Origin of the sequence: Amycolatopsis sp. NBC_01286, assembly GCF_035982555.1 — a bacterium.
GTDB lineage: Bacteria > Actinomycetota > Actinomycetes > Mycobacteriales > Pseudonocardiaceae > Amycolatopsis.
In genome coordinates this window covers 4,997,543-5,023,155 of sequence record NZ_CP108428.1, presented here as the reverse complement: position 1 = coordinate 5,023,155, position 25,613 = coordinate 4,997,543, and the positions used below count along the sequence as shown (strand labels likewise).

Genomic DNA, 25,613 nt, shown 5'->3' with positions numbered 1-25,613 from the left:
CCCGAGATTCGGCGGCGACGCTTCCGGTGGGCTATCGACGCGCTATCGGCCGCCGCTCGCGTGCTGCGCGACGTCGGCGAGGAGCAGCTCGGCCCGGTGAGCGTGCTCCGCGGCCGTCACGGCGTCCCCGGCCAGCTCGCCGAGCCGCCGGTGCGCCCGCGCCTGCAGGTGCCGGTCACCCGTCACGCCGGCCACGGTGACCGCCTCGGTGAACCGGGCGGTGGCCGTGACGGCGTCGCCCGCCGCGACGGCGACCCGGCCCTGGCCGAACAACGCGTACCCGACGCCGATCCGGTCCCCCAGACCGGAAGCGATCTCCAGGACCCGGTCCACCGCCACCCCGGCGGCGGCCACGTGCCCGGCAGCCAGTTCGACGTCGGCGCTGCGGTAGCGGATCTGCGCTTCGGTGCGCGACGCGCCCGCGTCGCGCGCGAGCCGCAGCGCCTCGGCCACCTGGCCGGCGGCGTCGCCGAGCGCGCGAGCGTCGAGGTCGAGGCGGGCGAGCTCGGACCGCGCGTGGGCTTCGCCGCTGCGGTCGCCGGCCGCGCGCAGCAGCGGCAACGCCTCGGTGGCGCAGGCCCGGGCCGCGGCGAGGTCGCCGTTCAGCCGCCGGACCGTGGCGAGCTGCCGGAGCGTCGCGCCGACGCCGTGGCCGATCCCGGCGGCGCGGAACCCGGCCAGCGCGGGTTCGAGGTGCCGGGCGGCGTCGCCGGGGCGGCCCTGGTGGACGAGCAGGGCGCCCAGCGAATAGCGGGCCGCGGCGGCACCGACCGGGTCGCCGGCGCGGTCCGCCGACGTGATCGCGAGCTGCGCGACCTCCCGCCAGTCGTCGAAGTAGCCGCGGATCTCGAACAGCGCCGCGGCCGTGACGGCCAGCTCCCAGCACAGGTCGTCCCACTCCGCGGCCGCCGCTTCCCGCACGGCCGTGACGAGCGCGAAGCGCTCTTCGTCGACCCACTGCAACGGCGCCCGGCGGACGGCGGCCGTCGCCGAGGGCGGCGGCTCCCGGCGGGGCGCGGTTCCGCGCAGGTCGAGGCGATCGCCGAACTCGGGGCGCTGGGCCTGTGCGGCGAGACCGAGCCAGCCGGAGCCGAGGCGGCGCAGGGCCGCCGCGTGCTCGGCGACGCTGTCCTCGGCCGACGCGCGCTCGGTCGCGAAGACGCGCACGAGGTCGTGGAACCGCCAGCGCCGGGACAACGCCGAGGGCGGGGCGCCGTCGGCGATCAGGTTGGCTTCGAGCAGCTCCGCGAGCGCGTCTTCGGCCGTGACGTGCGGGAGGTCCAGCAGCGCACCCGGCGCCCAGTGCGGCAGGTCGGGGTGCTGCGGCGTGGCCATCCGGCGGAACAGGGACCGGGCCGGCTCGCTCAAGCCGTGGTAGGACAACGCGATCGTCGACCGCAGCTGGACCCCGCGGAAGGACAGCTCGTCCAGCCGCCGTTTCTCGTCGGTCAGCCGGTCCAGCAGGTCGCCGAGCGCCCAGTGGTCGCGGGACGCGAGCTTCGCCCCGGCGATGCTCAGCGCGAGCGGCAGCCGGTCGCACGCGGCGACGAGCGCCTCGGCCGCCTCCGGTTCGGCGCGCAGCCGTTCGTCGCCGACGAACGTCGCGAGCAGCCGCAGCGCGACGTCCTCCTCGAGCACGTCGAGCTGGACGCCGGCCGCGCCGGGCAGGCCGGTGAGCCGCGCCCGTGACGTCGTGAGGACCGCGCAGCCGGCCGAGCCGGGCAGCAGCGGCAGGACGTCCGCCTCCCGCCGGACGCCGTCGAGCACGACGAGGACCCGCCGGTCGGCCAGCCGCGTGCGGTACAGCTCGGCGCGTTCGCGCGGATCGCGGGGCAGCAGCTCCTCGGCCATGCCCAAGGCGCGCAGGAAACTGCCGAGCACCCGCGCCGACCAGGTCGTGCTGTCCTCGGCCGAGTCGTCGTGCAGGTCGGCGTAGAGCTGCCCGTCCGGGAACTGCGCGGCGAGCTCGTGCGCGGCCCGCACCGCCAGCGCCGACTTGCCCACGCCGCCCGCGCCGGAGATCCCGACGACCCGGACCGCGAACGGCGTCTGCGGGTCGGCGGGTCCGCACAGCCGTGCGCTGATGGCGCGCAACGCGGCGTCGCGGCCGGTGAAGTTGGTGGCGGGCGCGGGCAGCTGACGCGGCACGGGCGGCGCGACGACGTCCCGGACGGCCGGCCGCTCCCCGGCCAGGATCGCGGCCTGCAGGTCACGCAGCTCCGGGCCCGGTTCGACGCCGAGCTCGTCGACCAGGACGTCCCGCGCCCGCCGGAACGCGGTCAGCGCGTCGGCCCGGCGGCCGCCGCGGTGCAGCGCCCGCATCAGCAGCAGGTGCAGGTTCTCCCGCAGCGGGTGCTCGTCGACCAGGGCGGTGAGCTCGGGCAGGACGTCGTCGCCGCGCTCGAGCCGGGCCCGGACGCGCTGCTCGACCAGGTCCAGCCGGCGTTCCGCGAGCCGGGTGGCCGCGCGGGTCAGTGCCTCGCTGTCCAGGCCGGCGAACGCGGGACCGCGCCACAACGCAAGCGCCGCTTCGCAGGCGTCGTCGTCCGTCCGGGCCCGCACGGCCAGCTCCGCGAACCGCGTCAGGTCGAGGTCTCCGGCGGCGACGTCGAGCCGGTAGCCCGGCGCGCGGGTGGTGATCGTCGCGAACCCGCCGGCGTCCCGCAGCCGGCGGCGCAGCGCGGACACGCAGATCTGGACCTGCGACCGGGCCGTCGCCGGCGGCTGCTCGCCCCAGAGCGCGTCGACCAGCCGGTCGGCCCCGACCTCGCGGTTGGCGTCGAGCGCGAGGACGGCGAGCACGACGGACTCCCGCGGGCTGCCCACGGGCGTGGCCGGGGACCCGAGCTCGGCGGGTCCGAGCAGGCGGAGTCGCGGCGGCGTGACGGGCTCGGTCATCGTCACCAGTGTCGTCCATAGCGGATCGATAGCGGCCGGATGGGCCGCCCGGCGAAGGTGGCTCCAGTCACCGAAGAACCCGAGGAGTGGTCCGGATGTCCGAAATGGAAACTGTGGAAACGCCGCACGAGCTGGTGCTCACCGACACCTTCCCGGTGTCCCGCGACGAGGTGTGGGCGGCGTGGACCGACCCCGCGCGGTTCGCGGGCTGGTGGGTCGGCCCCGGCTTCCGCACCCACGACCTGGTCATGGAGGTCGAGCCGCGCGGCCGGTTCGCCGCGAAGCAGTCGTCCGAAGCCGGCGACTTCACCATGCCGTTCGCCGGGTTCTACGTCGACGTCGTCCCGGGTGAACGGCTGGTGCTCGGGCTCAGCGACGAGCCGTCGCCGGACGAGCCGATGCGCACCGAGATGACCGTGACGCTGACGGACGTCGACGGCGGCACCCGCCAGGAGTTCCGGCAGACCGGCGTGGTGACCGACGAGCACTTCGCGGCGCTGGAAGCCGGGACGCGGGTCTTCTTCGACCAGCTCGGCGCGCAGCTGGCCGGCCGGGGCTGAGCGCGGTCTCACAGCCCGGCCAGCTCGCGCCGCTTGATCTTCCCCGACGGCGTCGCGGGCAGCCGGTCGACGAACCGGACCAGCCGCGGCCGCTTGTACGGGGCGAGGTGCGGGGTCGTGAACGCGATCAGCTCGTCGGCCGTGGCGGTCTCGCCGGGGCGCAGGACGACGTACGCGCAGGCCAGCTCCCCCTTGACGGCGTCCGGCACCGGCCCGGCGGCGACCATCGCGACGGCCGGGTGCCCGGCGAGCACCCGCTCGATCTCGGCCGGGTAGACGTTGTAGCCGCCGGTGATGATCAGGTCCTTCTTGCGGTCGACGACGAACAGGTGGCCGGTGGGGTCGCGGTAGCCGAGGTCGCCGGTGCGCAGCCAGCCGTCCGCGTCGATCGTCTCGGCGGTGGCTTCGGGCCGGTCGTGGTACCCGAGCATCACGACCGGCCCGCGCACCAGCAGCTCGCCGCGGACGCCGTCCGGGGCGTCGCGGGCCGGGTCGTCGAGGTCGGCGACGCGGATCTGCACGCCGGGGTAGGCGACGCCGATGGAGCCGAGGACCTCGGGCGCGTGCGGGCTGTGCGTGGTGGCGTGCCCGGACAGCTCGGTCATCCCCCAGACCTGCAGCAGCGGCGCGCCACTGCGCTCCTGCCAGGCCCGCATGGTCGTGACGGCGATCGTCTGGCCGCCGACCGTGCTCCGGGTCAGCGACGAGAGGTCCGCGCGCGCGAGCGCCGGGTCGGCGAGCAGCATCGCGTACATCGCGGGCACGCCTTCGAAGATGGTCGCGCGGTGCTCTTCGATCGCGGCGAAGACGTCTCCGGGTGAGAACCGTTCGCGCAGCACGACCGTCCCGCCGACGCAGAACGTGCTGTGCACGGCGACGTTTCCGTAGACGTGCGGGAGCGGCAACGCGGTGACGACGACGTCGTCTTCGCGGCGGGCGTGCATCGTGGCGGTGAGCGCGCAGTTGACCAGGACGCCGTAGTGGCTCTGCACCGCGCCCTTCGGATGGCCGGTGGTGCCGGAGGTGTAGGCGATGGTGCACGGACCGTCCACATCGACCGGTTCCCGGGGTGCCGCTTCGAGCAGGTCCGCGAACGGGACGGCGTCCGCGCCGTTGTCGAGGTCCACGACGAGCGCGACGCCGGTGACCCGCTCGCGCAGCGCGCTGGTCGTGATCACGGCCGCGGCCCGGCAGTCCTGGGTGACGTAGCCGAGCTCTTCGGCGGTGAGCAGGGCGTTGGCCGGGTTGACGACCGCGCCGGCCCGCAGCGCACCGTGGTAGGCGGCCAGCCACTCCCAGCGGTTCGGCGCGTAGAGCGTCACGACGTCGCCCGGCGCGATGCCGCGGTCACGCAGGCCGCCGGCCACGGCCGCCGCGGCCGCGTCCAGCTCGCGGTAGGTCAGCGTGCGCGTCGCGGTGACGAGCGCGGTCCGGTCGGGGTGGCGCCGCGCGGCGGTGCGGAGGATGTCGGCGGGGCCGGTCATGCGCGGAGCCTAGGACGGGGCGTCCGGGACAGGTCCCCGATCAGCGGTTTTCAGCGGCGCAGCGGGACGAGGTCGTCGGCGTGGACGACCTCGCGTCGTTGCTCCGGCGGCAGTTCGGGGGTCGAGCGGCCGATCAGGTCCGGCAGCTCGGTCGCGTCGAACGCCACCACTCCGCGCGCGACCGCGCGGTCGTTCGTGTCGACCAGGTCGACGACGTCGCCGGCCTGGAAGTCGCCCTCGACGCCGATGATGCCGGCCGCCAGCAGGGACCTGCGGCGGCGGACCACCGCCGTCACCGCGCCGTCGTCGATGCGGAGCTTGCCCGTGGAGTCCGCCGCGTAGCCCAGCCAGAAGCGGCGGGCCGACAGGCGGGTGTCCGCCGGCGCGAACGCCGTGCCCGGCGACGCCGTCGTCAGGGCCGGGGACGCCTCCGACGCCGCCGCGAGCAGGACCGGGATGCCCGCCCCCGCCGCGGTGCGGGCCGCGGCCAGTTTGGACACCATGCCGCCCGTGCCCAGCCCGGAGCTGGACATGCCGACCGAGATACCGTCCACATCGGACTCCGAGAGCACCTCGGTGAGCTTGCGGGTGGCGCCCTCGCGCGGGTCGCCGTCGTACAGACCGTCCACATCGGACAGCAGGATCAGGGCGTCGGCGCCGATCAGGTGCGCCACCAGGGCGGCGAGCCGGTCGTTGTCGCCGAAGCGGATCTCCTCGGTGGCCACCGTGTCGTTCTCGTTGACCACCGGGACCGCGCCGAGCGCCAGCAGCCGCGAGAACGTCCGCTGCGCGTTGCGGTAGTGCGAACGGCGCACGACGTCGTCGGAGGTGAGCAGCACCTGCCCGACCGTGAGTGAATACCGCCCGAACGACTCGGCGTAGGCGTGCGCCAAGGCGAGCTGCCCGACGCTCGCCGCCGCCTGCTGGGTGGCGAGGTCCTTCGGCCGCTTGCCCAGCGAAAGCGGCGCCAGGCCGGCGCCGATCGCACCGGAAGAGACCAGCACGATCTGCGTGTCCCGGGCGACCCGGTGCGCGATCGCGTCGACCAGCGCGTCGAGCCGGGTCGCGTCGAGGCCGCTGCCCGCGGTGGTCAGCGCCGAGGAACCGACCTTGACCACCAGCCGCCGGGCGGCGGCGATCGCCTCCCGCGTGCCGCTCACGCGTCCAGGTCCCCGTCGGCGCCTTCCGGCTCGTCCGGGCCGTCACGCCGGATCCGGCGGGCTTCCTTGCGCTCGGACGCGCCGATCCGGTCGTGGTTCTCGAGCCGGACGTCGGTGCCGCGGCCGGACAGGTGCATCGCGACGCTCGGCGTCGACGGCTGCCACTCGAACTGGACGTCGCCGATCGTGACCGGGCTGCCCGGGCGCGCGCCGAGCTTCGCCAGCTTGTCCTCGACGCCGAGGCGGTTGAGGCGGTCGGCGAGGTAGCCGACGGCTTCGTCGTTGCCGAAGCTCGTCTGGCGGATCCACCGCTCCGGGCGCGAGCCGCGCACGATGAAGGCGCCCTCTTCTTCCGGATCGACGTCGACGGTGAACCCTTCGTCGTTGACGGCGAGGGGCCGCAGCACGATCGTCTCCGGCTCCAGCACCGGCTGCATCTCGCGGTACTGTTCGACCACCTTGGCGAGCGCGAAGGTCAGCTCGCGCAGGCCCTTGCGCGACGCCGTGGAGATCTCGAACACCTGCAGACCGCGGGCTTCGAACTCCGGCCGGACGAACTCGGCGAGCTCGGCGGCCTCCGGGACGTCGATCTTGTTGAGGACGACCACACGCGGGCGCTCTTCGAGCTTCCCGCCGAGGCCCGGCGTGTACTTCGAGAGCTCCAGCTCCAGCGCGTCCACATCGGACACCGGGTCGCGGCCGGGCTCCAGCGTCGCGCAGTCCACGACGTGCACCAGCACCGCGCAGCGCTCGATGTGGCGCAGGAAGTCGAGCCCGAGGCCCTTGCCTTCGGACGCGCCGGGGATCAGGCCGGGGACGTCGGCCATCGTGAAGACGGTGTCGCCACCGGTGATCACGCCGAGGTTCGGCACGAGCGTGGTGAACGGGTAGTCGGCGATCTTCGGCTTGGCCGCGGACAGCACCGAGATCAGCGACGACTTGCCGGCGGACGGGAAGCCGAGCAGGCCGACGTCGGCGACCGAACGCAGCTCCAGCACGAGGTTGCGGGCTTCACCCGGCTCGCCCAGCAGCGCGAACCCGGGCGCCTTGCGCGCCTTCGACGACAGCGCGCGGTTGCCGAGACCACCGCGGCCGCCCTGGGCCGCGACGAACGTGGTGCCCGGGCCGATGAGGTCGGCGACCATCTGGCCGTCTTCGGTGAACACGACGGTGCCGGACGGCACCTTCATCACCAGGGTCTCCCCCGCCGCGCCCGCGCGGTCGCCGCCCTGGCCCAGCTTGCCGCTGCCCGCCTTGGCGTGCGGGCGGAAGTGGAAGTCGAGCAGGGTGTGCACGTTCGGGTCGACGACCAGCAGGACGTCACCACCGTTGCCGCCGTTGCCGCCGTCCGGGCCGCCGAGGGGCTTGAACTTCTCGCGGTGCACCGAGGCGCAGCCGTTCCCACCGTCGCCGGCGGTCAGGTGGATCACCGCGCGGTCCACGAACCGGGACGCCATCACTTGCCTCTTTCATTCGCGAGCAGGGGATACACAAAACAAACGAGGGGTGGCACCGGATATTCCGGTCCCACCCCTCGTTCGAGGTCTAGCGTCGAGAACCGAAGACTCAGGCCTCGACTGGCACGACGATGTTGATCGTCTTGCGACCACGCTTCTCGCCGAACTGGACCGCGCCGGCGGCCAGCGCGAACAGCGTGTCGTCGCCGCCACGGCCGACGTTCACGCCGGGGTGGAACTTGGTGCCCCGCTGGCGGATCAGGATCTCGCCGGCGTTGACTTCCTGGCCGCCGAAGCGCTTGACGCCGAGGCGCTGCGCGTTCGAGTCACGACCGTTGCGGGAGCTGGACGCACCCTTCTTGTGAGCCATAGCTCAGTCCTCTTTCAGTCTTGCGAAGATCCGGAAAGTCCTCAGATGGAGATGGCGGTGACCTCGACGCGGGTCAGCTTCTGCCGGTGACCCTGACGCTTGTGGTAGCCCGTCTTGTTCTTGAACTTGTGGATCCGGATCTTCGGACCCTTGGTCTGCTCGACGACCTTGCCGGTGACCGAGACCTTCGCCAGCGCGTCCACGTCCGTGGTGACATCGCCACCGTCTACGTACAACACGGCGGGGAGAATGTGCTCGGTGCCCGGCTCGCCCTCGAGCTTCTCGACCTCGACCACGTCGCCGACGGCAACCTTGTACTGCTTGCCGCCGGTCTTGACGATCGCGTACGCCGACACGGAAGTCTCCTGCATTACTCGACAATGGGTGGGGGCCCCGCGCGATCGGCCCGCCTCCGGGAAGGCGGTCCTGCTCTCACGCAGGCGGCCTACTCTGGTGGTAGGCCGTACTACAGGTTACGTGGGGTGCCCCGGTGCGTTACCACCGGGGTCCCCTTGGTGTTCAGTTAGCGCTCTGCTCCGAGGCTTTCACCGGCGGACCGGCCGGGCGTGACGCCGCCCGGCGCGGACGGCGCCGGGTGGAGCGCACAGCCGGTTCGGGCACGCTGACCTCGGGTTCGGCGACCGGCTCAGCGGCCTCCGAAGACTCTGTGACGGGCTCTTCCGCCGGCTCGGGCGCCGACGAGCGCTCGACGGCCGGCAGCTCCTCGAGCGGCGCCGGCGTCTCGTCCGCCTCGGTGGTCACCGGGACGTCCGCGACCTCGGTCGCCGGCTCCGGGGCCACCACGGCCTCGGCCGGCGTCTCGGTGGCCTGACCGGCCTCCGCCGTGTCGGTCACCTCCGGGACGGGCCCGTTGCCGTTGAGGGCACCGTGCTCGTGCGGCTGCTCCTTGGCGACCTTGGACGCGTTGGCCATCGCCGCCACCGCGGACGCGATCGACTCGCGCTTCTCCGGCGGCGGGACGGCGTGCACCTCGGCCTTGGCGGCCTCGGCCTGCTCCTTGGCGGCTTCCTCGCCCTTGCCACCACGGCCGCGCGACCGGCGGGAGCTCTTCTCCCCGCCACCGCTGCCGCCGTTGCTGCCCCCGCCACCGTTGCCGCCGTTGCCCCCGTTGCCGCTGGGAGAGTGGGCGGCGATGCCGCCGGCCGTGCGCTGCGGCTCGGTCGAGACGACCACGCCGCGGCCCTTGCAGTGCTCGCACGGCGTCGAGAACGCCTCGAGCAGCCCGGTGCCGATCTTCTTGCGGGTCATCTGCACCAGGCCGAGCGAGGTGACCTCGGCGACCTGGTGGCGGGTGCGGTCGCGGCCGAGGCACTCGGTGAGGCGGCGCAGCACCAGCTCGCGGTTGGACTCGAGCACCATGTCGATGAAGTCGATCACGATGATGCCGCCGATGTCCCGCAGCCGCAGCTGGCGGACGATCTCCTCCGCCGACTCCAGGTTGTTGCGGGTCACCGTCTCCTCGAGGTTGCCGCCCGAGCCGGTGAACTTGCCGGTGTTGACGTCGATGACCGTCATCGCCTCGGTGCGGTCGATGACCAGGTACCCGCCCGAGGGCAGCCAGACCTTGCGGTCGAGGGCCTTGGTGATCTGCTCGTCGATCCGGTGGTCGGCGAAGGCGTCGCCGGTGCCGGTGTAGCGCTTGAGGCGCTCGCCCAGCTCCGGCGCGACGTGCCGGACGTAGTCGTCGATGGTGTCCCAGGACCGGTTGCCCTGGATCTCCAGCTTGGTGAAGTCCTCGGTGAAGAGGTCACGCACGACCTTGACCAGCAGGTCCGGCTCTTCGTAGAGCATGGTCGGCGCGCCGCCCTTGCGGCCGGAGCCGGCGTCGGCCTTCTCCTTGATGATGTCCCACTGGGCCTTCAGGCGGTCGACGTCGCGGCCGAGCTCCTCCTCGCCGATGCCCTCGGAAGCGGTGCGGATGATCACACCCGCGTCCTCCGGGACGATCCGCTTGAGGATGTCCTTGAGCCGGCGGCGCTCGTTCTCCGGCAGCTTGCGGGAGATGCCGGTGGCGCCGCCCGCGGGGACGTACACCAGGAAGCGGCCGGGCAGCGAGATCTGCGTGGTCAGCCGGGCGCCCTTGTGCCCGACCGGGTCCTTGGTCACCTGGACCAGCACGGAGTCGCCGGTGGACAGCGCCTGCTCGATCTTGCGGGCCTTGCCCTCCAGGCCGGCGGCGTCCCAGTCGACCTCACCGGCGTAGAGCACGGCGTTGCGGCCGCGGCCGATGTCGATGAACGCGGCCTCCATGCTCGGCAGCACGTTCTGGACGCGGCCGAGGTAGACGTTGCCGACGATCGAGCCGGAGCCCGACTGCGTCACGAAGTGCTCGACCAGCACGCCGTCCTCGAGCACGGCGATCTGCGTGGAGTCGCCCTTCTCGAGGACGACCATCGTGCGCTCGACCGCCTCGCGGCGGGCGAGGAACTCGGCCTCGGACAGGATCGGGGCGCGGCGGCGGCCGGCCTCGCGGCCGTCACGGCGGCGCTGGCGCTTGGCCTCGAGCCGGGTCGAGCCGCGGACGCTGCGCACCTCGTCGCGTGCCGCCGGGCGCTCGCGCTCGGCGCGTTCGGCCTGCTCGGCCTTGGCCTGGCGGACGTGGGTGACGGTGTTGGGCGGGTCGTCGGTGCCGGTGTCCCCGGCGTCGTCGCCGTCCGAGCCCTTGCGGCGGCGACGGCGACGACGGCGCTTGCTGCCGCCTTCACCGTCACTGTCGCCGTCGTTGTCGGCGTCGTCGCCCTCGGGCTCCTCCGCGACGTCCGACTCGTCCTTCGCGGGCTTTTCGTCCGTGTTGCCGTTGCGGGAGCGGCGGCGCGCGGGCGGCGGCTGCTCCTCTTCGGCCTGGGCGTCGTCGCCCTCGTTGTCGTCGCTGCCGTCGGCGCCCTTGCCCCGGCCACGGCCGCGGCGGCCACGGCGGCGGCGACGGCGGCTGTTGGCGTCGTCACCGTCGTCGTCGGCGTCGATGGCCGGCGTGGTGTCCTCGGCCTCTTCTTCCTCGACGATCTCGGGCTCGGGCTGCTGGCGCTTCTGCTTCACCGGGGCCGGAGCCGGCGGCTCCGCGAACGGGTCGGCCGGCTTGCGCGCCGGCTTGGTCGCGGCGGGCTCCGGCGGCAGGAAAACCGGCGACGGCGCGGCGAACACCGGCAGGTGCGCGCGGCTCTTCTGCCGCGGCCGCGGCTTCTCGGTCTCGGCGGGTGCCGGCTCGGGTTCCGGCTTGCGCCGGGTCCGCCCGGTGGGCGCGACCTCGACGTCACCGCCCGAGGTGGGGGCCACCTCGACGTCGCCGCCGGAAGCGGGCGCCACTTCGACGTCACCACCGGAAGCCGGCGCGACCTCGACGTCGCCGCCGGAGAACGCCTCGGCGACCTTGAGGGCCACTTCCCGGGTCACGCTCGACTGCGCACTGCGGACGCTTTCGCCCAGTTCGCCCAGCTTCGCGAGGACGTCCCGGCTGTGCGACTCGAGCAGCTTGGCCAGCGCGTGCACCCGGATCCGGGCGGGCAGGTCGGCCAGCGGGCCGGTCGTGGGTGTGGCGGGATTCCCGCCGGTGTGCTCGGCGGGTGTTTCCGCGTTCGACATGTGTCTCCTCCGCCCCCGGGCGCGTCTGCCGGTTCAACCCGGCAGGGACGCGGCCGCGCAGGGGCCCCTTTCTGTTCGTTCCGCCGTGGTGGTCACCAGCGGCGGGAATCCTTGCCCGACGACCGGGCGCCGCACCACCGACTCCCGATGGCGCGCAACCCGGTCAAAGGTCTGCTCGGCGGGTGCCTGCCCAAGCCTCGCGGCCCCCGGGCCGCCCGCCACGTCGTCCAGCCACCCGGCTTGCGGGCGGCGACGCGCGTGGTGCTGGTTCATGCACTTCACCGGGCCACAATGCCGCAGGCAGCACCTCTCACGTGCGCCCCGCGGCCCAGCGGCCTCCCCGAGTATCCCACACCCGGTGACCGCACCGGTGTACTCGGTACCTCACGCAGGCCGCCCGGGCGTGCCGCGGGGCACCGGCCGGGCGAACTTGGCCGCAGAGCTTGTCCGCCGGGCGCGGGGTGGCTAGCGTGCGGCTCGGGGTGGCCGGGCGCACGCGCGCCGGCACCCGCGTTCCGGCGTCCGGTGGGAGGTCAAGTGTCCCTGCTGGCGCGGCCGCTGCGGGCGGCCGTGTGCACCGTGCTGGTGCTTTCGGGATGCGTCACCGCCGGTCCGGCGGCGGCCGACGAGCCGTCCTGCGCCCACGGGCGGACCCTGCGTTACGTCGTCACCTTCGACCGCGGCACGGCCGAGTCCGCCGCGCGCGCGCAGATTGCCGGCGCCTGTGGCGCCACGACCGTGTACTACCCGCAGATCGCCGTCGCCGTGGCCACGTCCGGCGATCCGGGGTTCGGGCCGCGGATCGGCCTCGACCGGACGTTCAGCGCCCAGGGCGAGCGGCTGGCCGCGCAGCGCGCGACCGACCCGGTCAAGCCCCAGCCCGCGCGGGCGGCGCTGGCCGCGACCGACCCGGCCCGGGTGCCCGGCACGGACCTGAGCTCCCGGCAGTGGGACATGCAGGCGATCAACGCGGGCTGGGCGCACCGGGTGTCGGAGGGTAGCCGCGACGTCGTGGTCGGCGTGCTCGACTCGGGGATCGACCCGGCCCACCCGGACCTGACCGCGGCGCTGGACCGCGACGACTCCGCCGGCTGCCTCACCGGCGCCCCCGACCAGGACCGCGGCGCGTGGGCGCCGACGACGTCGGTGCACGGCACGCACGTGGCCGGCATCATCGCGGCGGCCGACGACGGCCACGGCGTCACCGGCGTGGCGCCCGGCGTGCGCGTCGCCTCGGTGAAGGTGATCGACGACCGCGGGTACGCCGACCCCGAGGCCGCGGTGTGCGGGCTGATGTGGGCGGCGTCACGGCACATGCAGCTGACGAACAGCAGCTACTTCGTCAACCCGTGGTCGCTGTCGTGCATCCGCGGCGACGACCGCGGCGTCGTGCACGAGGTGCTGGCCAGGGCGGTGGAGTACAGCACGACGGCGGGCACGCTGAACGTCGCGGCGGCGACCAACGAGGCCGTCGGCCTGACGCCGTCCGCGCGGTCGGGCGCGCCCGGCGCGGGCACCGGGTGCGAGGCCCTGCCGGCCGGGCTGCGGGACGTCGTCGCGGTGTCGGCGGTGGGAGCGGACCGGGTGAAGGCGGGCTACAGCTCGTACGGGCTGGGCGTGATCGACGTCACCGCGCCCGGCGGCGAGACGGGCCGGTGCGTGCTCTCGACGGTCCCGGGCGGGTACGCGCCGCTGTGCGGGACGTCGATGGCGGCGCCGCACGTCGCCGGGGTGCTCGCGCTGCTGGCGTCCCAGCACCCGGGCGCCGGGCCGCGGCAGCTGCGGCGGTCGCTGGACGAGCAGGCGACGCCGATGGCGTGCCCGGCCGACTACGACCTGACCGGCGACGGGATCCAGGACGCGTACTGCGCGGGGTACGAGGGGTTCAACGGCTTCTACGGCCACGGCATGGTGGACGCGATGGCGGCGGTGGCGCCGCGGACCGGGCGGCCGGACCCGGCCCGCTGAGCCGCGTCACGTCAGCAGGAGTTTCGCGATGCGGCGGGTCGAGGCCCACAGGCCCACGCCGCCGAGGACCAGCAGGTAGGCGAGGTTGCCCAGCATGCCGGGCGACAGGATGCCCGTCGCGAGGCCGCGCATCAGCTCGATCGCGTGGTAGAGCGGGAAGCAGCGGACCACCCACTGCACCGGCTCCGGGTACACCGACAGCGGGAAGAACGTCGTCGAGAACAGGAACATCGGGGTCAGCACCAGCTGGATGTAGTCGAACTGGGCCGTCGACTTCACGAACGTCACCAGCGCCATGCCGACCGCCGAGAAGGCCAGGCCCACCAGCAGCGCCGCCGGGACCATCAGCAGCGCCCACCACGACGTCAGCAGGCCCATCGCCGCCGCGATGCCGAGGAACGCCACCGCGTAGAAGCCGCCGCGCAGGACCGCCCAGCCGATCTCGCCGAGCGCGACGTCCAGCGGGCCGATCGGGGTGGCCAGCATCGCGTCGTACAGCTTCGCGTAGCGCAGCTTGAAGAACAGGTTGTACGTCGACTCGAAGACGGCGCCGTTCATCGCCGACATCGCCAGCAGCGCCGGGGCGACGAAGGCGACGTAGCTCATCGGGCGCCCGTCCGGGCCCGCGACCTCGGTGACCAGCTTGCCGAAGCCCAGCTGGAACGCCATCAGGTAGAGGAACGGCTCGATCGCGCCGGACAGGAAGATCAGCCAGCTGTTCCGGTAGACCATGGCCGCGCGCTCGATCAGCGCGCTCGCCCGGCCGGCGTAGAGCCCGGGCGGGAGGATCCGCAGCAGCAGCCCGCCGCGGGCCGGCGGAGCCTGGACGCTCACCATCAGACCACCAGCCTCTTGTAGAAGGCCCGGTGCGCGAGCGCCCACCCGGCCGCGAACAACGCCGCGAGCACGGCGAAGTGGCCGAGCATCGCCCAGCCGCCGACCCCGCCGACGCTCACGCCGCGGGCCAGCTGGGTGCCGTGCCACAGCGGCGAGATCCAGGCCAGCCAGCGGATCGCGGCGGGCAGCTGGGCGATCGGGAAGAACGTGCCGGAGAACAACGTCATCGGCATCACGACGAACCGGAAGATCAGCCCGAAGCGCTGGCCCTCGTCGTGGGTGCTCGCCGCCAGCGCGGCCATCGGCGTGGTGCAGGCGAGGCCGGTGACGGTGCCGGCCAGGATCACCAGCAGGACGCCGGGGCCGGTCCAGGAGCCGAAGAACAACGCGACGAACGCGTAGATCGCGCCGGCCAGGGTCAGCCGCAGCGCCGACCAGATCAGGTGACCGCCGAACACCTGGCCGGGCGACACCGGCGTGGCGGTGACGGCCAAGTAGTCCTTCTGCCACTTGAACCCGGAGAGAACGGGGTAGCTCGACTCGCCGATCGCCTGCTGCGCGGCACCGGCGGCGAGCAGCGCGGGCGCGATGTACTGCAGGTAGGAGAGGCCACCGGTGACCGTGCCGGGCCGCACCTGCGACCCGAAGCCGAGACCCATCGCGGCGAGGAACAGCACCGGCTGCAGGCCGGTGGAGTACAAAGTGGACAGCCAGTGCCGGCGGTACCAGGTCCAGTGCCCTTCGACGCGCAGCCAGGCCCCGTGCCACCGACCGACGACCCGGCCGGTGGATTCGACGGTGGTCATGGCCGATTCTTCCGGCGGAGGTGCGCTTGCCGGGTCTCCCGGCAGGAGTGCGCGCGTGGGGTGTGGGAGCTACGCCCCAGCGGGTTCCTCCGGCGAGGGGCATCGGCCGGATCCCGGCGGAGTCGTGGCCGGGGCAGCCGGGCCAGGGCCACCATCGCGACTGGAACGGCCGACTCGCCGACCGGAGTGGCCGACTCGCCGGGAGGGCGGAGGGGCGCGGGACAGCCGTGTGCGCCAAGAGAACCCGAGTCCATCAGTCCACCAGCGTTCGGCCGGTCAGCCTGAGGAACACGTCCTCCAGGGAACTGCGGCGCACCAGGCTCGACAGCGGGCGGACGCCCCGGGCGTGGGTGCGCTCCAAAGCGTCTTCGCCGTCGTTGCTGTAGAGCAGGACCCGGTCCGGGAGCACCTCCACCCGCTCCGCCAGGTCCGCCACCTGCGCGGCCGCCGACTCCTGCTCCCCCGACGCGAACCGCAGCTCGACGACTTCGCGCGTCGAGTAGCGGCTGATCAGCTCGGCCGGTGAGCCCTCCGCGGCGATGCGGCCGTGGTCCATCACCACCAGCCTGTCGCACAGCTGCTCCGCCTCGTCCATGTAGTGCGTGGTCACGATCAGCGTGGTGCCCTGGGCCTTGAGCCGGAACAAGCGATCCCACAGCAGGTGCCGGGCCTGCGGGTCGAGGCCGGTCGTCGGTTCGTCGAGCAGCAGCAGTTCCGGGTCGTTGACCAGCGACCGCGCGATCGTCAGACGCCGTTTCATGCCGCCCGACAGCGGGTCCACCTTGTCGTCCGCCCGGTCCGTCAGCTGGGCGAACTCCAGCAGCTCTTCGGCCTTGCGGCGAGCCACCGCCCGCGACAGCCCGAAGTACCGGGCGTACACGATCAGGTTCTCCCGGACGGTCAGCTCGACGTCCAGGTTGTCCAGCTGCGGCACGACGCCGAGGCGCGCGCGGATCCGCGGGCCGGCCGCGTCCGGGTCCAGACCGAGGACCCGCAGGTCGCCGTCGGTCCGCGGTGACACGCACGCGATCATCCGCATGGTCGACGACTTCCCGGCGCCGTTGGGGCCGAGGAAGCCGAACGCCTCCCCGCGCCGCACCTCGACGTCGATCCCGCGCACGGCCTCGAACTCGCCGAACCGCTTCACCAGTGCCTTGGCCTGCACCAGCGCCGGCTCTCGCTCCTCCGTTTGGTCCACACCCGAACCCTAGGACCCGCCACCGACAAAAACCGAACGGTTTAGCCGCGAACGGTCGACACCAGCGTTTTCGTCACCCCGTTGACCGTCACCGACAGCCGCGCGACGCCCGGGCGCAGCGCCGTCAGCACCCCGGTCGACGGGTCGAACGACGCGACGTCCCACGGCGCGGGCGGCCAGCCGGCCGAAGCGATGTGCGTGCCCCACGCGCCGGTCCAGTCCGCGCTGACCGGGTACGACACCGGGACGTCGCGGGTGCCTTGCCGCAGCGTCGCGCGCACGTCGGCGTGGGCACCCCGGGACAGCTCGGCGGGGCCCGTGACGACCAGCGAGTCGACGTTCGGGCGGGTCTCGAACCGCACCGGCTGGGCGCGGTCGGCCGGGTCGACGCGCAGCAGCGTCCAGCCGACGAACCCGCCGTCGCCCGGTGCGGCCGCGGGCGCCTTGCCGGAGTTGCCGTTGACCAGGTACGGCACACCGTCCACACGGGACAGTGAGAACACGCCGGCGTGCGAGGCGACGGCGGCCGCGGGCTTGCCGGACGTCTGCTCGAAACCGGTCAGCCAGCCGGTCAGCAGCGCCGCTTCCTTCGGGTCCGCGAGCTGGGAGTTCCCGGTCGGGCTCGGGTCCTTCACCGGGTGGTGCATCGCGACGACGACCCCGCGCACGTTGCGGTCGGCGGCCGCCGAGTCGAGGGCCGAGCGCAGCATCCGCACCTGGTCGAACCCGCCGGCCCGCAGCGAGCCGCGCGAGGAGTCCAGCAGCACCAGCCGGATCCCGCGCAGGTCGACGACGCGGTGGGTGTCCCCGAAGACGGCCTGGAAGTTGGCGAGGCCGTTGCCGCCCTCGGCTTCGTGGTTGCCCGGCACGTAGTACCACGGCGCCTTGCCGTCCAGCTCCTCGGAAATCACCTGCCGCGCCAGCGTGAAGTCGGGCGGCGTGCCGCGGTCGACGAAGTCGCCGTTGAGCAGCACCAGGTCCGGCTTCGCCGCGACGGCTTCGCGCAGCGCCCGCCGCGCCTGGGCGACCAGCGGGCCGGTGGGGTCGTCGGCGGTGAACTGCGCGTCGCTGACGACCGCGACGCGCAGGCCGCCGGCGAGCGTGCCGTCGGTGACCAGCGCCGGGTCGTGCGGCGCCGGGTCCGCGGGCACCGTCGCCGACGGTGCGACCTCGAACGTCAGGTCGTCGAACACCAGATGACCTTCGTACTGCTGGTCCGGCACGTTTTCGACGGCGTAGAACCGCGCCAGCCGCTGACCGGCGGGCAGTCCGGCCGGCACCGCGGCGGTGACGTAGCGCCAGCCCGTCCAGTCCACGCTCAGCGCCAAGTCCACAATGGACGCGACGTTCGCGGCGTCGCGCAGTTCGGCCCGCAGCCAGGCGCCCTTGCCGTCACCGTCGACCCACAGGCCGATCTTCTGCGTGCCCGTCGGTACCGGCAGCGACGCCGAAGGCGTGACGTACGCGGCGCGCGTCGCGGTCGTGCCGGTCAGCCGGTAGTCCAGCGCGAGACCGGCGCCACCGTCCTGCCCCGGTGCCGCGGACAGCGCCGCGCCGACGACCGCCGGGAACACCGTGGCGGTCCAGCCCGCCGGGCCGTCCAGCGGCGCCGCGACCTGCGCGACCGTGCCCACGGACGCGGCCAGGTGGGTGGTCAGGCCGGCGGCGGTCGCGGTGATCGCGGACGCGCCGGACGCGGTCAGCGCCGTCACCGAGAAGCCGTCGCCCGCCGGGGTCACGCGAACGACCGAGTGGTCGTAATCGAGCTTGACGTCGTCGGGTTCCAGCCAGGTGCCGTAGCCGTCGGCGTCGTAGCCGTACACCTTGAACGTGCTGGTCGCACCGGCCGCCGACAGCGCGACCTGCTCGGTGCTCGTGCCGAGCCGGACCGGCTTGCCCAGCACCGAAAGCGCCGTCTTCCCGGCCGCCCGGCCGGACTTCGCGACGACGTCGACCCCGCCGGGACCGTGGCCGGTCACGACCCCGTGCGTCACGGAGGCCCGCCGGGGGTCGGACGTCGTCCAGCGCGGGTCGGCGGCGACCGCGGCGCCGGTCTCGTCGTGACCGTCGGCGACCAGGTGCCGGGTCAGGCCGGTCAGGACGCGGGTCGCGTCGGCCGTCGCCACCACGGGCGCCGGCGCGAACGCCGTCAGCCGGCCGCTGCCGGGCACCGTGCCGAAGCCGATCCCGTTGGGCACCAGGCGTTCCCCGCCGTCGGACGGCGCGTTGCGGATGCTCGGCGCGGCCTCGCCTTCGGTGCGCGCGAGCAGCGTCGACGAGCCGCCGCCGTCGAGGTTGATCGCGTCGTCGGCGCCGAGGCTCTTCATGTGCCGCGCCAGTTCCAGCTCGGTCATGCCGCGGCTGTCGGCCTGCCGTCCGTCCACAGTGGCCAGCCATAGCTTCGTGCCGTCTGCGGAGAAACCGACCGCGGTCCGTGGGTGCATCGCCACGTTGTCGACGGGCTGCACGACGCCGTCGCGCAGCAGGACCTCGTTGCCGCCCACCGCGACCGCGATCTTCCCGGCGTCGGAGCGCGGCGCGTACGTGACGCCGACCGCGTCACCCGGCTTCAGCGCGGCGAGCGCGTCCGCCCCGGCCTCACGGGCCAGGAGCACGGTCGTGCCGGCCGCGATCGGGCCGTCCGCCGGTGCGGTGCGCACCTGGGTGACGACGCCGTCGCGCAGCTCCACCTCGAGGACCCGCGTGGCGCCGGCCACCGACGTCGCGCGGCCGGACGTGCCCCACAACGGCGTGTAGACGCCGATCGCGTCGCGGTCCAGGACCGGGCTGTTGAAGTTCGTGGCCTTGACGGCGCCGCCGGGCAGCGTGACCGTCGCTTCGAGGAAAACCGAAGCGAGCCGGGCCTTGCCTTCGTCCGTGATCGCCGCGGTGAGGTTATGGCCGGCCGCGGGCGCCGTCTGCAGCTGCCCGTGGTCGACGCCGACGCCGATCGGCGCGCCGGTGGCGTTGATGTCGAAGAAGTCGCCGTTCACGCCGGCGACCGCGCCGGCGCGCGCGACCTGCTGCGAGAGCGGGGTGCGCGCGGAAACCGTGCCCGGGCTGAGGTACGTCGGCCGGAGCACCTTGCTGCCCAGGTCGACGGCGAGGGTGTCGCCGCGGATCCAGCCCGCCGGGTCGTACCGGTCGAACTGGGTGAGGTCCAGGCCGGGCGCGACCTCGGTGGTCGCGCTGCCGGTGACGAGGCCGTCGTCGGGGTCCGCGGCGGCGGCGGTCGCCGGGCCCTCGTGGGCCGACGACGCGGCGGGCGCGCCCTCGATCGGCGGCGTCCCCAGCGGCGCCGCGAGCGGGTCGGCGTGGGCCGGGACGACGAGACCGGACGTGAACAGCGCCAAGAGCGCGCCGGAGAGCACGAAGCGTGACTTCTTCACCGGGTACCCCAGTATCGAGTTAGAGTGAACCGGACCAGCACAGCGCAGCGGCACGGCCACGGGAAGGCTTCGCGGTGAACGCCGCCTGAATGGTCTAGAACAGCTGCGGCGTCAGGCCGTGAACGGCGCCTGGAGGAACTGTTCGGCGGTCCCGGTGTCGCCGGTGAGACGCGGCGCGGGGGCGGTGCGCTTCCACAGGTGCAGCAGGAGGTTCTGCGCCGTCGCCTCGGCGGTCGCGGCGGGTTCGGTGGCCGGGCCGAGTGCGGGCGGCTCACCCGGGTGCAGCGTCCAGGCGTCGCCGGTGTCGGTGGTGCGCAGCGCGAGCGGTGCGGCCAGCGGCGGTGGGGCGTGCCAGCGCGAGACGCGCGGGAGCCAGGCGGTGAGGACCTCGTCGACGCCGTCCGCGGCGACCGCCGGGTCGAGCGTGACCGCGGTGCCGGCGGCGGCGTGCGCGTCGGCCAGGTGGACGGCGGTTTCGTGGACCTGGCGACGGAACCAGAAGGCCTTGACCTTCTCCGTGCCCGCGAAGTGCCAGCAGCGGTCCTCGGGGGTGGCGGCTTCGAGCGCGTCCAGGAGCTGCTTCGCGCTGTCGGCGTACCAGGACGCGAGGTCGGCGCCCGGGCCATCGTCGAAGCTCTGCCGTTGCGATTCCCCGGAGATGACGACGGAGGTGGCCCAGCGGTGGACGTTGCCCAGGTGCGTGCCGAGGTCGCGCAGCATCCAGCCGCCGCAGTCCGGCACGGCCGCGGCGGGGTCGGCGGTGCGCAGGACTTCGGCGAACCCGTCGGTCAGCTCCCGCAGCACGGGGAGGTAGTCGCGGGCCGGGAACGGCATCGTCGTCATCGGGTCTCCGGGTCGAGCCGGGGCCACCCGGAGGTGGCCCCGGTGCCGATCACAGGTCGGGGAACCAGAGCTTCAGCTCGCGCTCGGCCGACTCCGCGGAGTCCGAGCCGTGGACCAGGTTGTACTGGGTCTCCAGCGCGAAGTCGCCGCGGATGGTGCCCGGGGTGGCCTTCTCGACCGGGTCGGTGCCGCCGGCCAGCTGGCGGAACGCCGGGATCGCGCGCGGGCCTTCGACGGCGAGCGCGACCAGCGGGCCCGAGGTGATGAACTCCAGCAGCTCGCCGAAGAACGAACGCTCCTTGTGCTCGGCGTAGTGCTCCTCGGCCAGGGCCTGGGGGACGGTCCGCAGTTCGACGGCGACGAGCTTGAGGCCCTTGCGCTCGATCCGCGAGATGACCTCGCCGACGAGGCCGCGCGCGACGCCATCGGGCTTGACCAGGACCAGCGTGCGTTCAGTCACGACGGTGTTTCTCCTTGTTGCGGTTAAGTGTCGGTGCGCGGAGCCTAGCCGACGGTCTTCCGGCCCTTCGTAGTCGACGTCACAAACCGGCCTGAAAGCCGTGAAGGCCTCCTTCCCGGCTCTTATGGCCGGGAAGGAGGCCTTCACGGCTTTGGACTCACTTCAGCGGCCTTGCGGGTGCAGCTTCTTCGACCACAGCGACGCACCCGTGGCGTCGCGCAGGTCCACCGTCAGGTCGCCGCTGGCGCCGTCGATGTTCAGCTCGCCGAAGTGCTGGAAGCCGTCGATCGGGGCGGTGTTCGCGACCGGCGGGGCGTGGACGAACACCGCCTCCGGGCCGAACGTCGGATCGAGCGTGTTCGGGCCGAACGCGCCCGCGTTCAACGGCCCGGACACGAACTCCCAGAACGGGTCGAAGTCCTGGAACGCCGCGCGGTCCGGCGAATAGTGGTGTGCCGCCGTGTAGTGGACGTCCGCCGTCAGCCAGACGACGTTGCGGACGCGACGGCGCTGGATCTCGCGCAGCACCCAGGCCAGCTCCGTCTCGCGGCCGCCGGGCGCGCCGGGCAGGTTGTTCGCCACGGCCTCGATCGCGGTGCCGTCCGGGACGACCAGGCCCAGCGGCATGTCCGCCTGGACGATCTTCCACGTCGCCGTGCTGCGGCCGAGCGCGTCGGCCAGCCAGCGGGCCTGCCGGTCGCCGAGGATGTAACCCGGCTTGGTCTGGTCGGCCGTGTTGGCGTTGCGGTAGGTCCGCATGTCCAGCACGAAGATCTCGGCGCGCGAGCCGTACCGGAAGCTCCGGTAGACGCGGCCGTCGACGGCCTGGCGCGAGTCGATCGGGTGCCACTCGTGGAACGCCTGGTAGGCCCGCGGCGCGAGGACGTCGACGCGCTTCTCGGTGTACGCCGGGTTGTCGAGGATCTTGCCCGGGTACCAGTTGTTGAGGACCTCATGATCATCCCACTGGACGTAACTCGGCACCTGCGCGGCGAAGCGGCGGAAGTGCTCGTCGAGGCGGTTGTACGCGTGCTGGCCGCGGAACTCCGCCAGTGTCTCGGCGACCTTCGCCTTCTCCGCGGTGACGACGTTGCGCCATGTGCGGCCGCCGGGCAGCGTGACCGTCTCGGTCAGCGGGCCGTCGGAGTAGACCGTGTCGCCGCTGTGCAGGAACAGGTCCGGGCGGCGGGCGGCCATCGCCGAAAAGATCGTCATGCCGCCCAGGTCCGGGTTGATGCCCCAGTTCTGGCCGACGACGTCGCCCGACCACAGGATCCGGGCGCTGCTGCGCCCGACCGGCGCCGTGGCGAACGTGCCGGTCAGCGGCTCACTCGTGGCGCGCCCGTCCGGCGACTCCGCCGTGACGCGGTAGTGGAACTCCGTCCCCGGCGTCAGCCCGGCGACGCGCACCCGGCCGGTGCCGTCGCTGTCCGGGCCGACGGCGGGGCCGGTGATCCGGCGGGCGTGGCGGAACGACGGGTCCCGCGCGATCTCGACGACCAGGCGCGCCGGGCGGTCCGCGCGCGACCAGACGACGGCGGACCCGGGCGTGACGTCGCCGGACTGGACGCCGTGGGTGAGCACGGGCCGGTCGCGGCGCACGAGCGGCGTCGCGGCGAAAGCGGTCGACGGCAGCACGAGACTGGCGGCCGCGCCGGTCAGGCCGGCCTTGAACAGCGTGCGGCGGGAGTGGCAGGTCGGTTCGGTCATGCGCGGATCCAACCCCGCCCCGGCCAACGCCGGATGGCGTGCGGGTGAACGGATCCGGGGGTTTCCCCGATGTCCGAGGTGGCTCGCCGTCGGTAACGTGGCGATCACGACAAGGGGGTCAGATGAGACCATTCAGGAAAACCCTGGCGGTGCTGACGGCGGCGCTCACCGTCACCACGCTGGGCACAAGCATCGCGGAAGCGGGACAGGACAGCGGCAAAGCCGTCCTCCGCTACACCGAACACGGCGTCCCGCACATCGTCGCGAAGGACTTCGCCGGGCTCGGTTACGGCTACGGCTTCGCGGCGGCGACCGACAACGTCTGCGAGCTCGCGAACATCTACCTGACGGTGAGCGCGCAACGCTCGAAGTACTTCGGCCCGGACGGCGAGGGCTACCCGTCGCTGTCCGACGCCGGGAACAACCTGCACAGCGACCTGTTCTTCCAGCAGCTCAACGACTCCCACGTCGTCGACCGGCTGGTCGCGCAGCCCGCGCCGCTGGGACCGCGGCCCGAGGTCCGCGACATCGTCTCCGGCTACGTCAAGGGCTTCAACGCCTACCTCGCCCGCACCGGCCGCTCCGGGATCAGCGACCCGGCCTGCCGCGGCGCCGGCTGGGTCCGGCCGATCACCGAGCAGGACTTCTACCGGCACTACTACGCCATCGCCATCACCGGCGGGCAGGGCGCCATCACCGACGGCCTGTTCACCGCGCCACCGACCGGCGCGACGTCGACCAGGACCGGCACCGCGGATCAGCTCGCGACGCGCGTGCGGGAGACGCTCGGCGGGGGCGGGCTCGGCAGCAACGGCATCGCGATCGGCGCCGACAGCACCGCGGCCGGCAAGGGCAGCGTGCTGCTCGGCAACCCGCACTACCCGTGGCAGGCCGGGCGCCGGTTCTGGCAGAGCCAGCTGACCATCCCGGGCCGGTTCGACGTGGCCGGCGCGAGCCTGCTCGGCATGCCGTTCGTCCAGATCGGGCACACCGCCGACGCGGCCTGGACGCACACGGTGTCCACGCCGATCACGTTCGGCCTGTTCGAAGTCCCGCTGAAGCCGGGCGACCCGACGACCTACCTGGTCGACGGCCAGGCCGAGAAGATGACCTCGCGCGACGTCTCGGTCCAGGTGCGCCAGGCCGACGGCTCGCTGAAGCCGGTCCGCCAGACGTTCTGGGCGACGCGGTACGGGCCGGTGATCGGGGACGTCGCCGGGATCCCGGTGCCGTGGACGGCGAAGTCGGCGTACGCGGTGCGCGACGCCAACGCCACCAACCTGCGCGGCCTCAACACCTGGTTCGAGCTCGACCAGGCGCACAGCACGGCCGACATCACCCGCGCGCTGAGCCGCACGCAGGGGGTGCCGTGGGTCAACACGATCGCCACCGACCGGGCGGGCCACGCGCTGTACTCCGACGTCCAGGTCGTCCCGCACGTCACGGACGAGCAGGCGAAGGCGTGCAGCACTCCGCTGGGGCAGCAGACGTTCCCGGCCGAAGGACTGTCCATCTTGGACGGTTCGACGTCGGCGTGCAACTGGGGTTCCGACCCAGGCGCGGTGGAGCCGGGCATCTTCGCGCCGTCACGACTGCCGCAGCAGCAGAGCCGGGACTACGAGCTGAACACGAACGACAGCGCGTGGCTCGCGAACGCGAAAACCCCGATCACCGGCTACCCGCGGATCGCCGGCGACATCGGCACCGAACGCTCACCGCGGACCCGGGAAGCGCTGCTGAGCGCCGAAAAGGGCGGGTTCACGACGGACTCGATGAAACAGCTGCTCTTCGCCGACCACAGCCTGCTCGCCGACCTGACGGCGGCGGACCTGGCGAAGCTGTGCGCGTCGTTCCCCGGCGGGCAGGCGCCGTCGTCGTCCGGCCCGCAGCCGGTCGGGCCCGCGTGCACGACCCTGGCGAACTGGGACCACACGTACTCGCTCGACAGCCGTGGTTCGCTGCTGTTCCACCGGTTCACCGTCCGGCTCGGCGGCGCGGCGCGCTTCGCGGTGCCGTTCGACCCGAAGGCGCCGCTGACCACGCCGAACACGCTCAACACGGCGGACGCCGGCGTGCAGAAGGCGTTCGGGGACGCGCTGGCCGACCTGCGCAAGGCGGGGCTCGCGCCGGACGCACCGCTGCGGGACGGCCAGGCCGTCACCCGTGACGGCGAGCGGATCCCGATCCACGGCGGACCGGGCCAGCTCGGCATCCTCAACGTGATGACGCCGCTGTGGGACCCGTCGCGCGGGGTCGTCGACATCCAGCACGGGTCGAGCTACATCCAGGTGGTCGGGTTCAGCGGGCACGCGTGCCCCGACTCCTCGACGTTGCTGACCTATTCGCAGTCGGCGAACCCGCAGTCGCCGTACTTCAGTGACCAGACGAAGCTCTACAGCCGGGGTCAGTGGGTGAAGGACCGCTTCTGCGAAGCCGACATCCTGCGCTCCCCCGCGCTGCGGGTCGTCGTCCTGCGGTGAGTCAGGGCTGGGGCTGCTGCTGGCTCGCGAGGGTGCCGGCCGCCATCCGGCGGGCGACGTCCTTGCGCAGCCACAGCAGCCACAGCCAGACCGCCAGGAAGATCACGCCCAGCACGGCGATCGCGGGCAGCCAGAACACCAGCGCGATCAGCACGACCTGCAGCGCGAGGAGCACCGGGACCGTCCACGGTCGCTTGACGAACCCGCAGAGCACGACGTGCAGCAGCGCGACGGCCAGCACGGTCCAGCCGGTACCGGTGCTGATCCCGCCGCCGAGCTTGTTCACCACCGGCAGCGCGAGGGCGACGGTGATGCCCTCCAGGATCAGCATCCCCGACATCACGCCGCGGAACCCCTTCATCGGGTCCTTCGGCTTCGGTGCGGTTTCCGGGG

General features: G+C 73.3%; 18 protein-coding genes. 3 read left to right on the top strand and 15 right to left on the bottom strand.

The window, feature by feature from the left end:
• Positions 1 to 42: 42 nt before the first annotated feature.
• Complete coding sequence (locus OG570_RS23990) at positions 43 to 2,898, bottom strand: AfsR/SARP family transcriptional regulator (RefSeq protein WP_326959429.1); 2,856 nt, start codon at positions 2,896 to 2,898, stop codon at positions 43 to 45.
• 95 nt (positions 2,899 to 2,993) lie between these two features.
• Here OG570_RS23990 and OG570_RS23985 point away from each other — a divergent pair, with 95 nt between their 5' ends.
• Positions 2,994 to 3,458 carry an SRPBCC family protein gene (locus tag OG570_RS23985; RefSeq protein ID WP_326943334.1) on the top strand — a complete coding sequence of 155 codons (465 nt, stop codon included), beginning with the start codon at positions 2,994 to 2,996 and terminating at the stop codon, positions 3,456 to 3,458.
• 8 nt (positions 3,459 to 3,466) lie between these two features.
• Here OG570_RS23985 and OG570_RS23980 read toward each other — a convergent pair whose 3' ends face one another.
• The 6 genes from OG570_RS23980 to OG570_RS23955 all read right to left on the bottom strand — a co-directional run bounded on the left by OG570_RS23980 (position 3,467) and on the right by OG570_RS23955 (position 11,529).
• A complete protein-coding gene (locus OG570_RS23980) occupies positions 3,467 to 4,942 on the bottom strand; it encodes a class I adenylate-forming enzyme family protein (RefSeq protein ID WP_326959427.1) in 1,476 nt (491 codons plus the stop codon).
• Between the two features lie 50 nt (positions 4,943 to 4,992).
• A complete protein-coding gene (gene proB / locus OG570_RS23975; protein WP_326959425.1) occupies positions 4,993 to 6,102 on the bottom strand; it encodes a glutamate 5-kinase in 1,110 nt (369 codons plus the stop codon).
• On the bottom strand, positions 6,099 to 7,559 hold the full coding sequence (obgE, locus tag OG570_RS23970) for a GTPase ObgE (protein WP_326959423.1): 1,461 nt from the start codon (positions 7,557 to 7,559) through the stop codon (positions 6,099 to 6,101). Before obgE ends, proB begins: the two co-directional genes overlap by 4 nt.
• 109 nt (positions 7,560 to 7,668) lie before the next feature.
• Positions 7,669 to 7,929 (bottom strand): 50S ribosomal protein L27, encoded by a 261-nt coding sequence (gene rpmA / locus OG570_RS23965; protein WP_155545674.1) that lies wholly within the window; start codon positions 7,927 to 7,929, stop codon positions 7,669 to 7,671.
• A gap of 41 nt (positions 7,930 to 7,970) precedes the next feature.
• Positions 7,971 to 8,285 (bottom strand): 50S ribosomal protein L21, encoded by a 315-nt coding sequence (gene rplU, locus OG570_RS23960; RefSeq protein ID WP_247064489.1) that lies wholly within the window; start codon positions 8,283 to 8,285, stop codon positions 7,971 to 7,973.
• A 163-nt stretch (positions 8,286 to 8,448) separates the two neighbouring features.
• Positions 8,449 to 11,529, bottom strand: a complete 3,081-nt coding sequence (locus OG570_RS23955) for a translation initiation factor IF-2 N-terminal domain-containing protein (protein WP_326959421.1) — start codon at positions 11,527 to 11,529, stop codon at positions 8,449 to 8,451.
• Positions 11,530 to 12,066: 537 nt separating this feature from the next.
• Between OG570_RS23955 and OG570_RS23950 the strand changes: the two genes are divergently transcribed.
• Positions 12,067 to 13,497, top strand: a complete 1,431-nt coding sequence (locus tag OG570_RS23950; RefSeq protein WP_326959419.1) for a S8 family peptidase — start codon at positions 12,067 to 12,069, stop codon at positions 13,495 to 13,497.
• A gap of 6 nt (positions 13,498 to 13,503) precedes the next feature.
• Here OG570_RS23950 and OG570_RS23945 read toward each other — a convergent pair whose 3' ends face one another.
• The 7 genes from OG570_RS23945 to OG570_RS23915 all read right to left on the bottom strand — a co-directional run bounded on the left by OG570_RS23945 (position 13,504) and on the right by OG570_RS23915 (position 22,740).
• Entirely contained in the window at positions 13,504 to 14,334 is an 831-nt protein-coding gene (locus OG570_RS23945) for an ABC transporter permease (RefSeq protein ID WP_326943339.1), read from the bottom strand.
• Entirely contained in the window at positions 14,334 to 15,140 is an 807-nt protein-coding gene (locus OG570_RS23940) for an ABC transporter permease (protein ID WP_247055223.1), read from the bottom strand. Before OG570_RS23940 ends, OG570_RS23945 begins: the two co-directional genes overlap by 1 nt.
• A 253-nt stretch (positions 15,141 to 15,393) precedes the next feature.
• Positions 15,394 to 16,338, bottom strand: a complete 945-nt coding sequence (locus OG570_RS23935) for an ABC transporter ATP-binding protein (protein ID WP_326959417.1) — start codon at positions 16,336 to 16,338, stop codon at positions 15,394 to 15,396.
• A 41-nt stretch (positions 16,339 to 16,379) separates the two neighbouring features.
• Positions 16,380 to 19,727, bottom strand: a complete 3,348-nt coding sequence (locus tag OG570_RS23930; protein ID WP_326959415.1) for a phosphodiester glycosidase family protein — start codon at positions 19,725 to 19,727, stop codon at positions 16,380 to 16,382.
• 111 nt (positions 19,728 to 19,838) lie between these two features.
• The gene (locus OG570_RS23925) at positions 19,839 to 20,570 is read right to left on the bottom strand and encodes a maleylpyruvate isomerase family mycothiol-dependent enzyme (RefSeq protein ID WP_326959413.1); all 732 of its coding nucleotides are present in this window, start codon (positions 20,568 to 20,570) and stop codon (positions 19,839 to 19,841) included.
• Between the two features lie 49 nt (positions 20,571 to 20,619).
• Positions 20,620 to 21,030: a nucleoside-diphosphate kinase gene (gene ndk, locus OG570_RS23920; RefSeq protein WP_247055230.1), complete on the bottom strand. Its 411-nt coding sequence runs from the start codon at positions 21,028 to 21,030 to the stop codon at positions 20,620 to 20,622.
• A gap of 162 nt (positions 21,031 to 21,192) precedes the next feature.
• Positions 21,193 to 22,740, bottom strand: coding sequence for an alkaline phosphatase D family protein (locus tag OG570_RS23915; protein WP_326959411.1), 1,548 nt, complete (start codon positions 22,738 to 22,740; stop codon positions 21,193 to 21,195).
• Positions 22,741 to 22,862: 122 nt separating this feature from the next.
• Here OG570_RS23915 and OG570_RS23910 point away from each other — a divergent pair, with 122 nt between their 5' ends.
• Complete coding sequence (locus tag OG570_RS23910) at positions 22,863 to 25,220, top strand: penicillin acylase family protein (RefSeq protein ID WP_326959409.1); 2,358 nt, start codon at positions 22,863 to 22,865, stop codon at positions 25,218 to 25,220.
• Position 25,221: 1 nt separating this feature from the next.
• Here OG570_RS23910 and OG570_RS23905 read toward each other — a convergent pair whose 3' ends face one another.
• On the bottom strand, positions 25,222 to 25,581 hold the full coding sequence (locus OG570_RS23905; RefSeq protein ID WP_247064493.1) for a DUF4233 domain-containing protein: 360 nt from the start codon (positions 25,579 to 25,581) through the stop codon (positions 25,222 to 25,224).
• Between the last annotated feature and the right edge of the window lie 32 nt (positions 25,582 to 25,613).

Excerpts from the sequence above, each read along its gene's own strand:
- OG570_RS23985 (WP_326943334.1), top strand. The coding sequence starts at position 2,994 with ATGTCCGAAATGGAAACTGTGGAAACGCCGCACGAGCTGGTGCTCACC.
- OG570_RS23955 (WP_326959421.1), bottom strand. The coding sequence starts at position 11,529 with ATGTCGAACGCGGAAACACCCGCCGAGCACACCGGCGGGAATCCCGCC.
- OG570_RS23945 (WP_326943339.1), bottom strand. The coding sequence starts at position 14,334 with ATGGTGAGCGTCCAGGCTCCGCCGGCCCGCGGCGGGCTGCTGCTGCGG.
- rpmA (WP_155545674.1), bottom strand. The coding sequence starts at position 7,929 with ATGGCTCACAAGAAGGGTGCGTCCAGCTCCCGCAACGGTCGTGACTCG.
- OG570_RS23905 (WP_247064493.1), bottom strand. The coding sequence starts at position 25,581 with ATGAAGGGGTTCCGCGGCGTGATGTCGGGGATGCTGATCCTGGAGGGC.
- obgE (WP_326959423.1), bottom strand. The coding sequence starts at position 7,559 with ATGGCGTCCCGGTTCGTGGACCGCGCGGTGATCCACCTGACCGCCGGC.
- OG570_RS23925 (WP_326959413.1), bottom strand. The coding sequence starts at position 20,570 with ATGACGACGATGCCGTTCCCGGCCCGCGACTACCTCCCCGTGCTGCGG.
- OG570_RS23990 (WP_326959429.1), bottom strand. The coding sequence starts at position 2,898 with ATGACCGAGCCCGTCACGCCGCCGCGACTCCGCCTGCTCGGACCCGCC.
- OG570_RS23915 (WP_326959411.1), bottom strand. The coding sequence starts at position 22,740 with ATGACCGAACCGACCTGCCACTCCCGCCGCACGCTGTTCAAGGCCGGC.
- OG570_RS23910 (WP_326959409.1), top strand. The coding sequence starts at position 22,863 with ATGAGACCATTCAGGAAAACCCTGGCGGTGCTGACGGCGGCGCTCACC.
- OG570_RS23940 (WP_247055223.1), bottom strand. The coding sequence starts at position 15,140 with ATGACCACCGTCGAATCCACCGGCCGGGTCGTCGGTCGGTGGCACGGG.
- OG570_RS23980 (WP_326959427.1), bottom strand. The coding sequence starts at position 4,942 with ATGACCGGCCCCGCCGACATCCTCCGCACCGCCGCGCGGCGCCACCCC.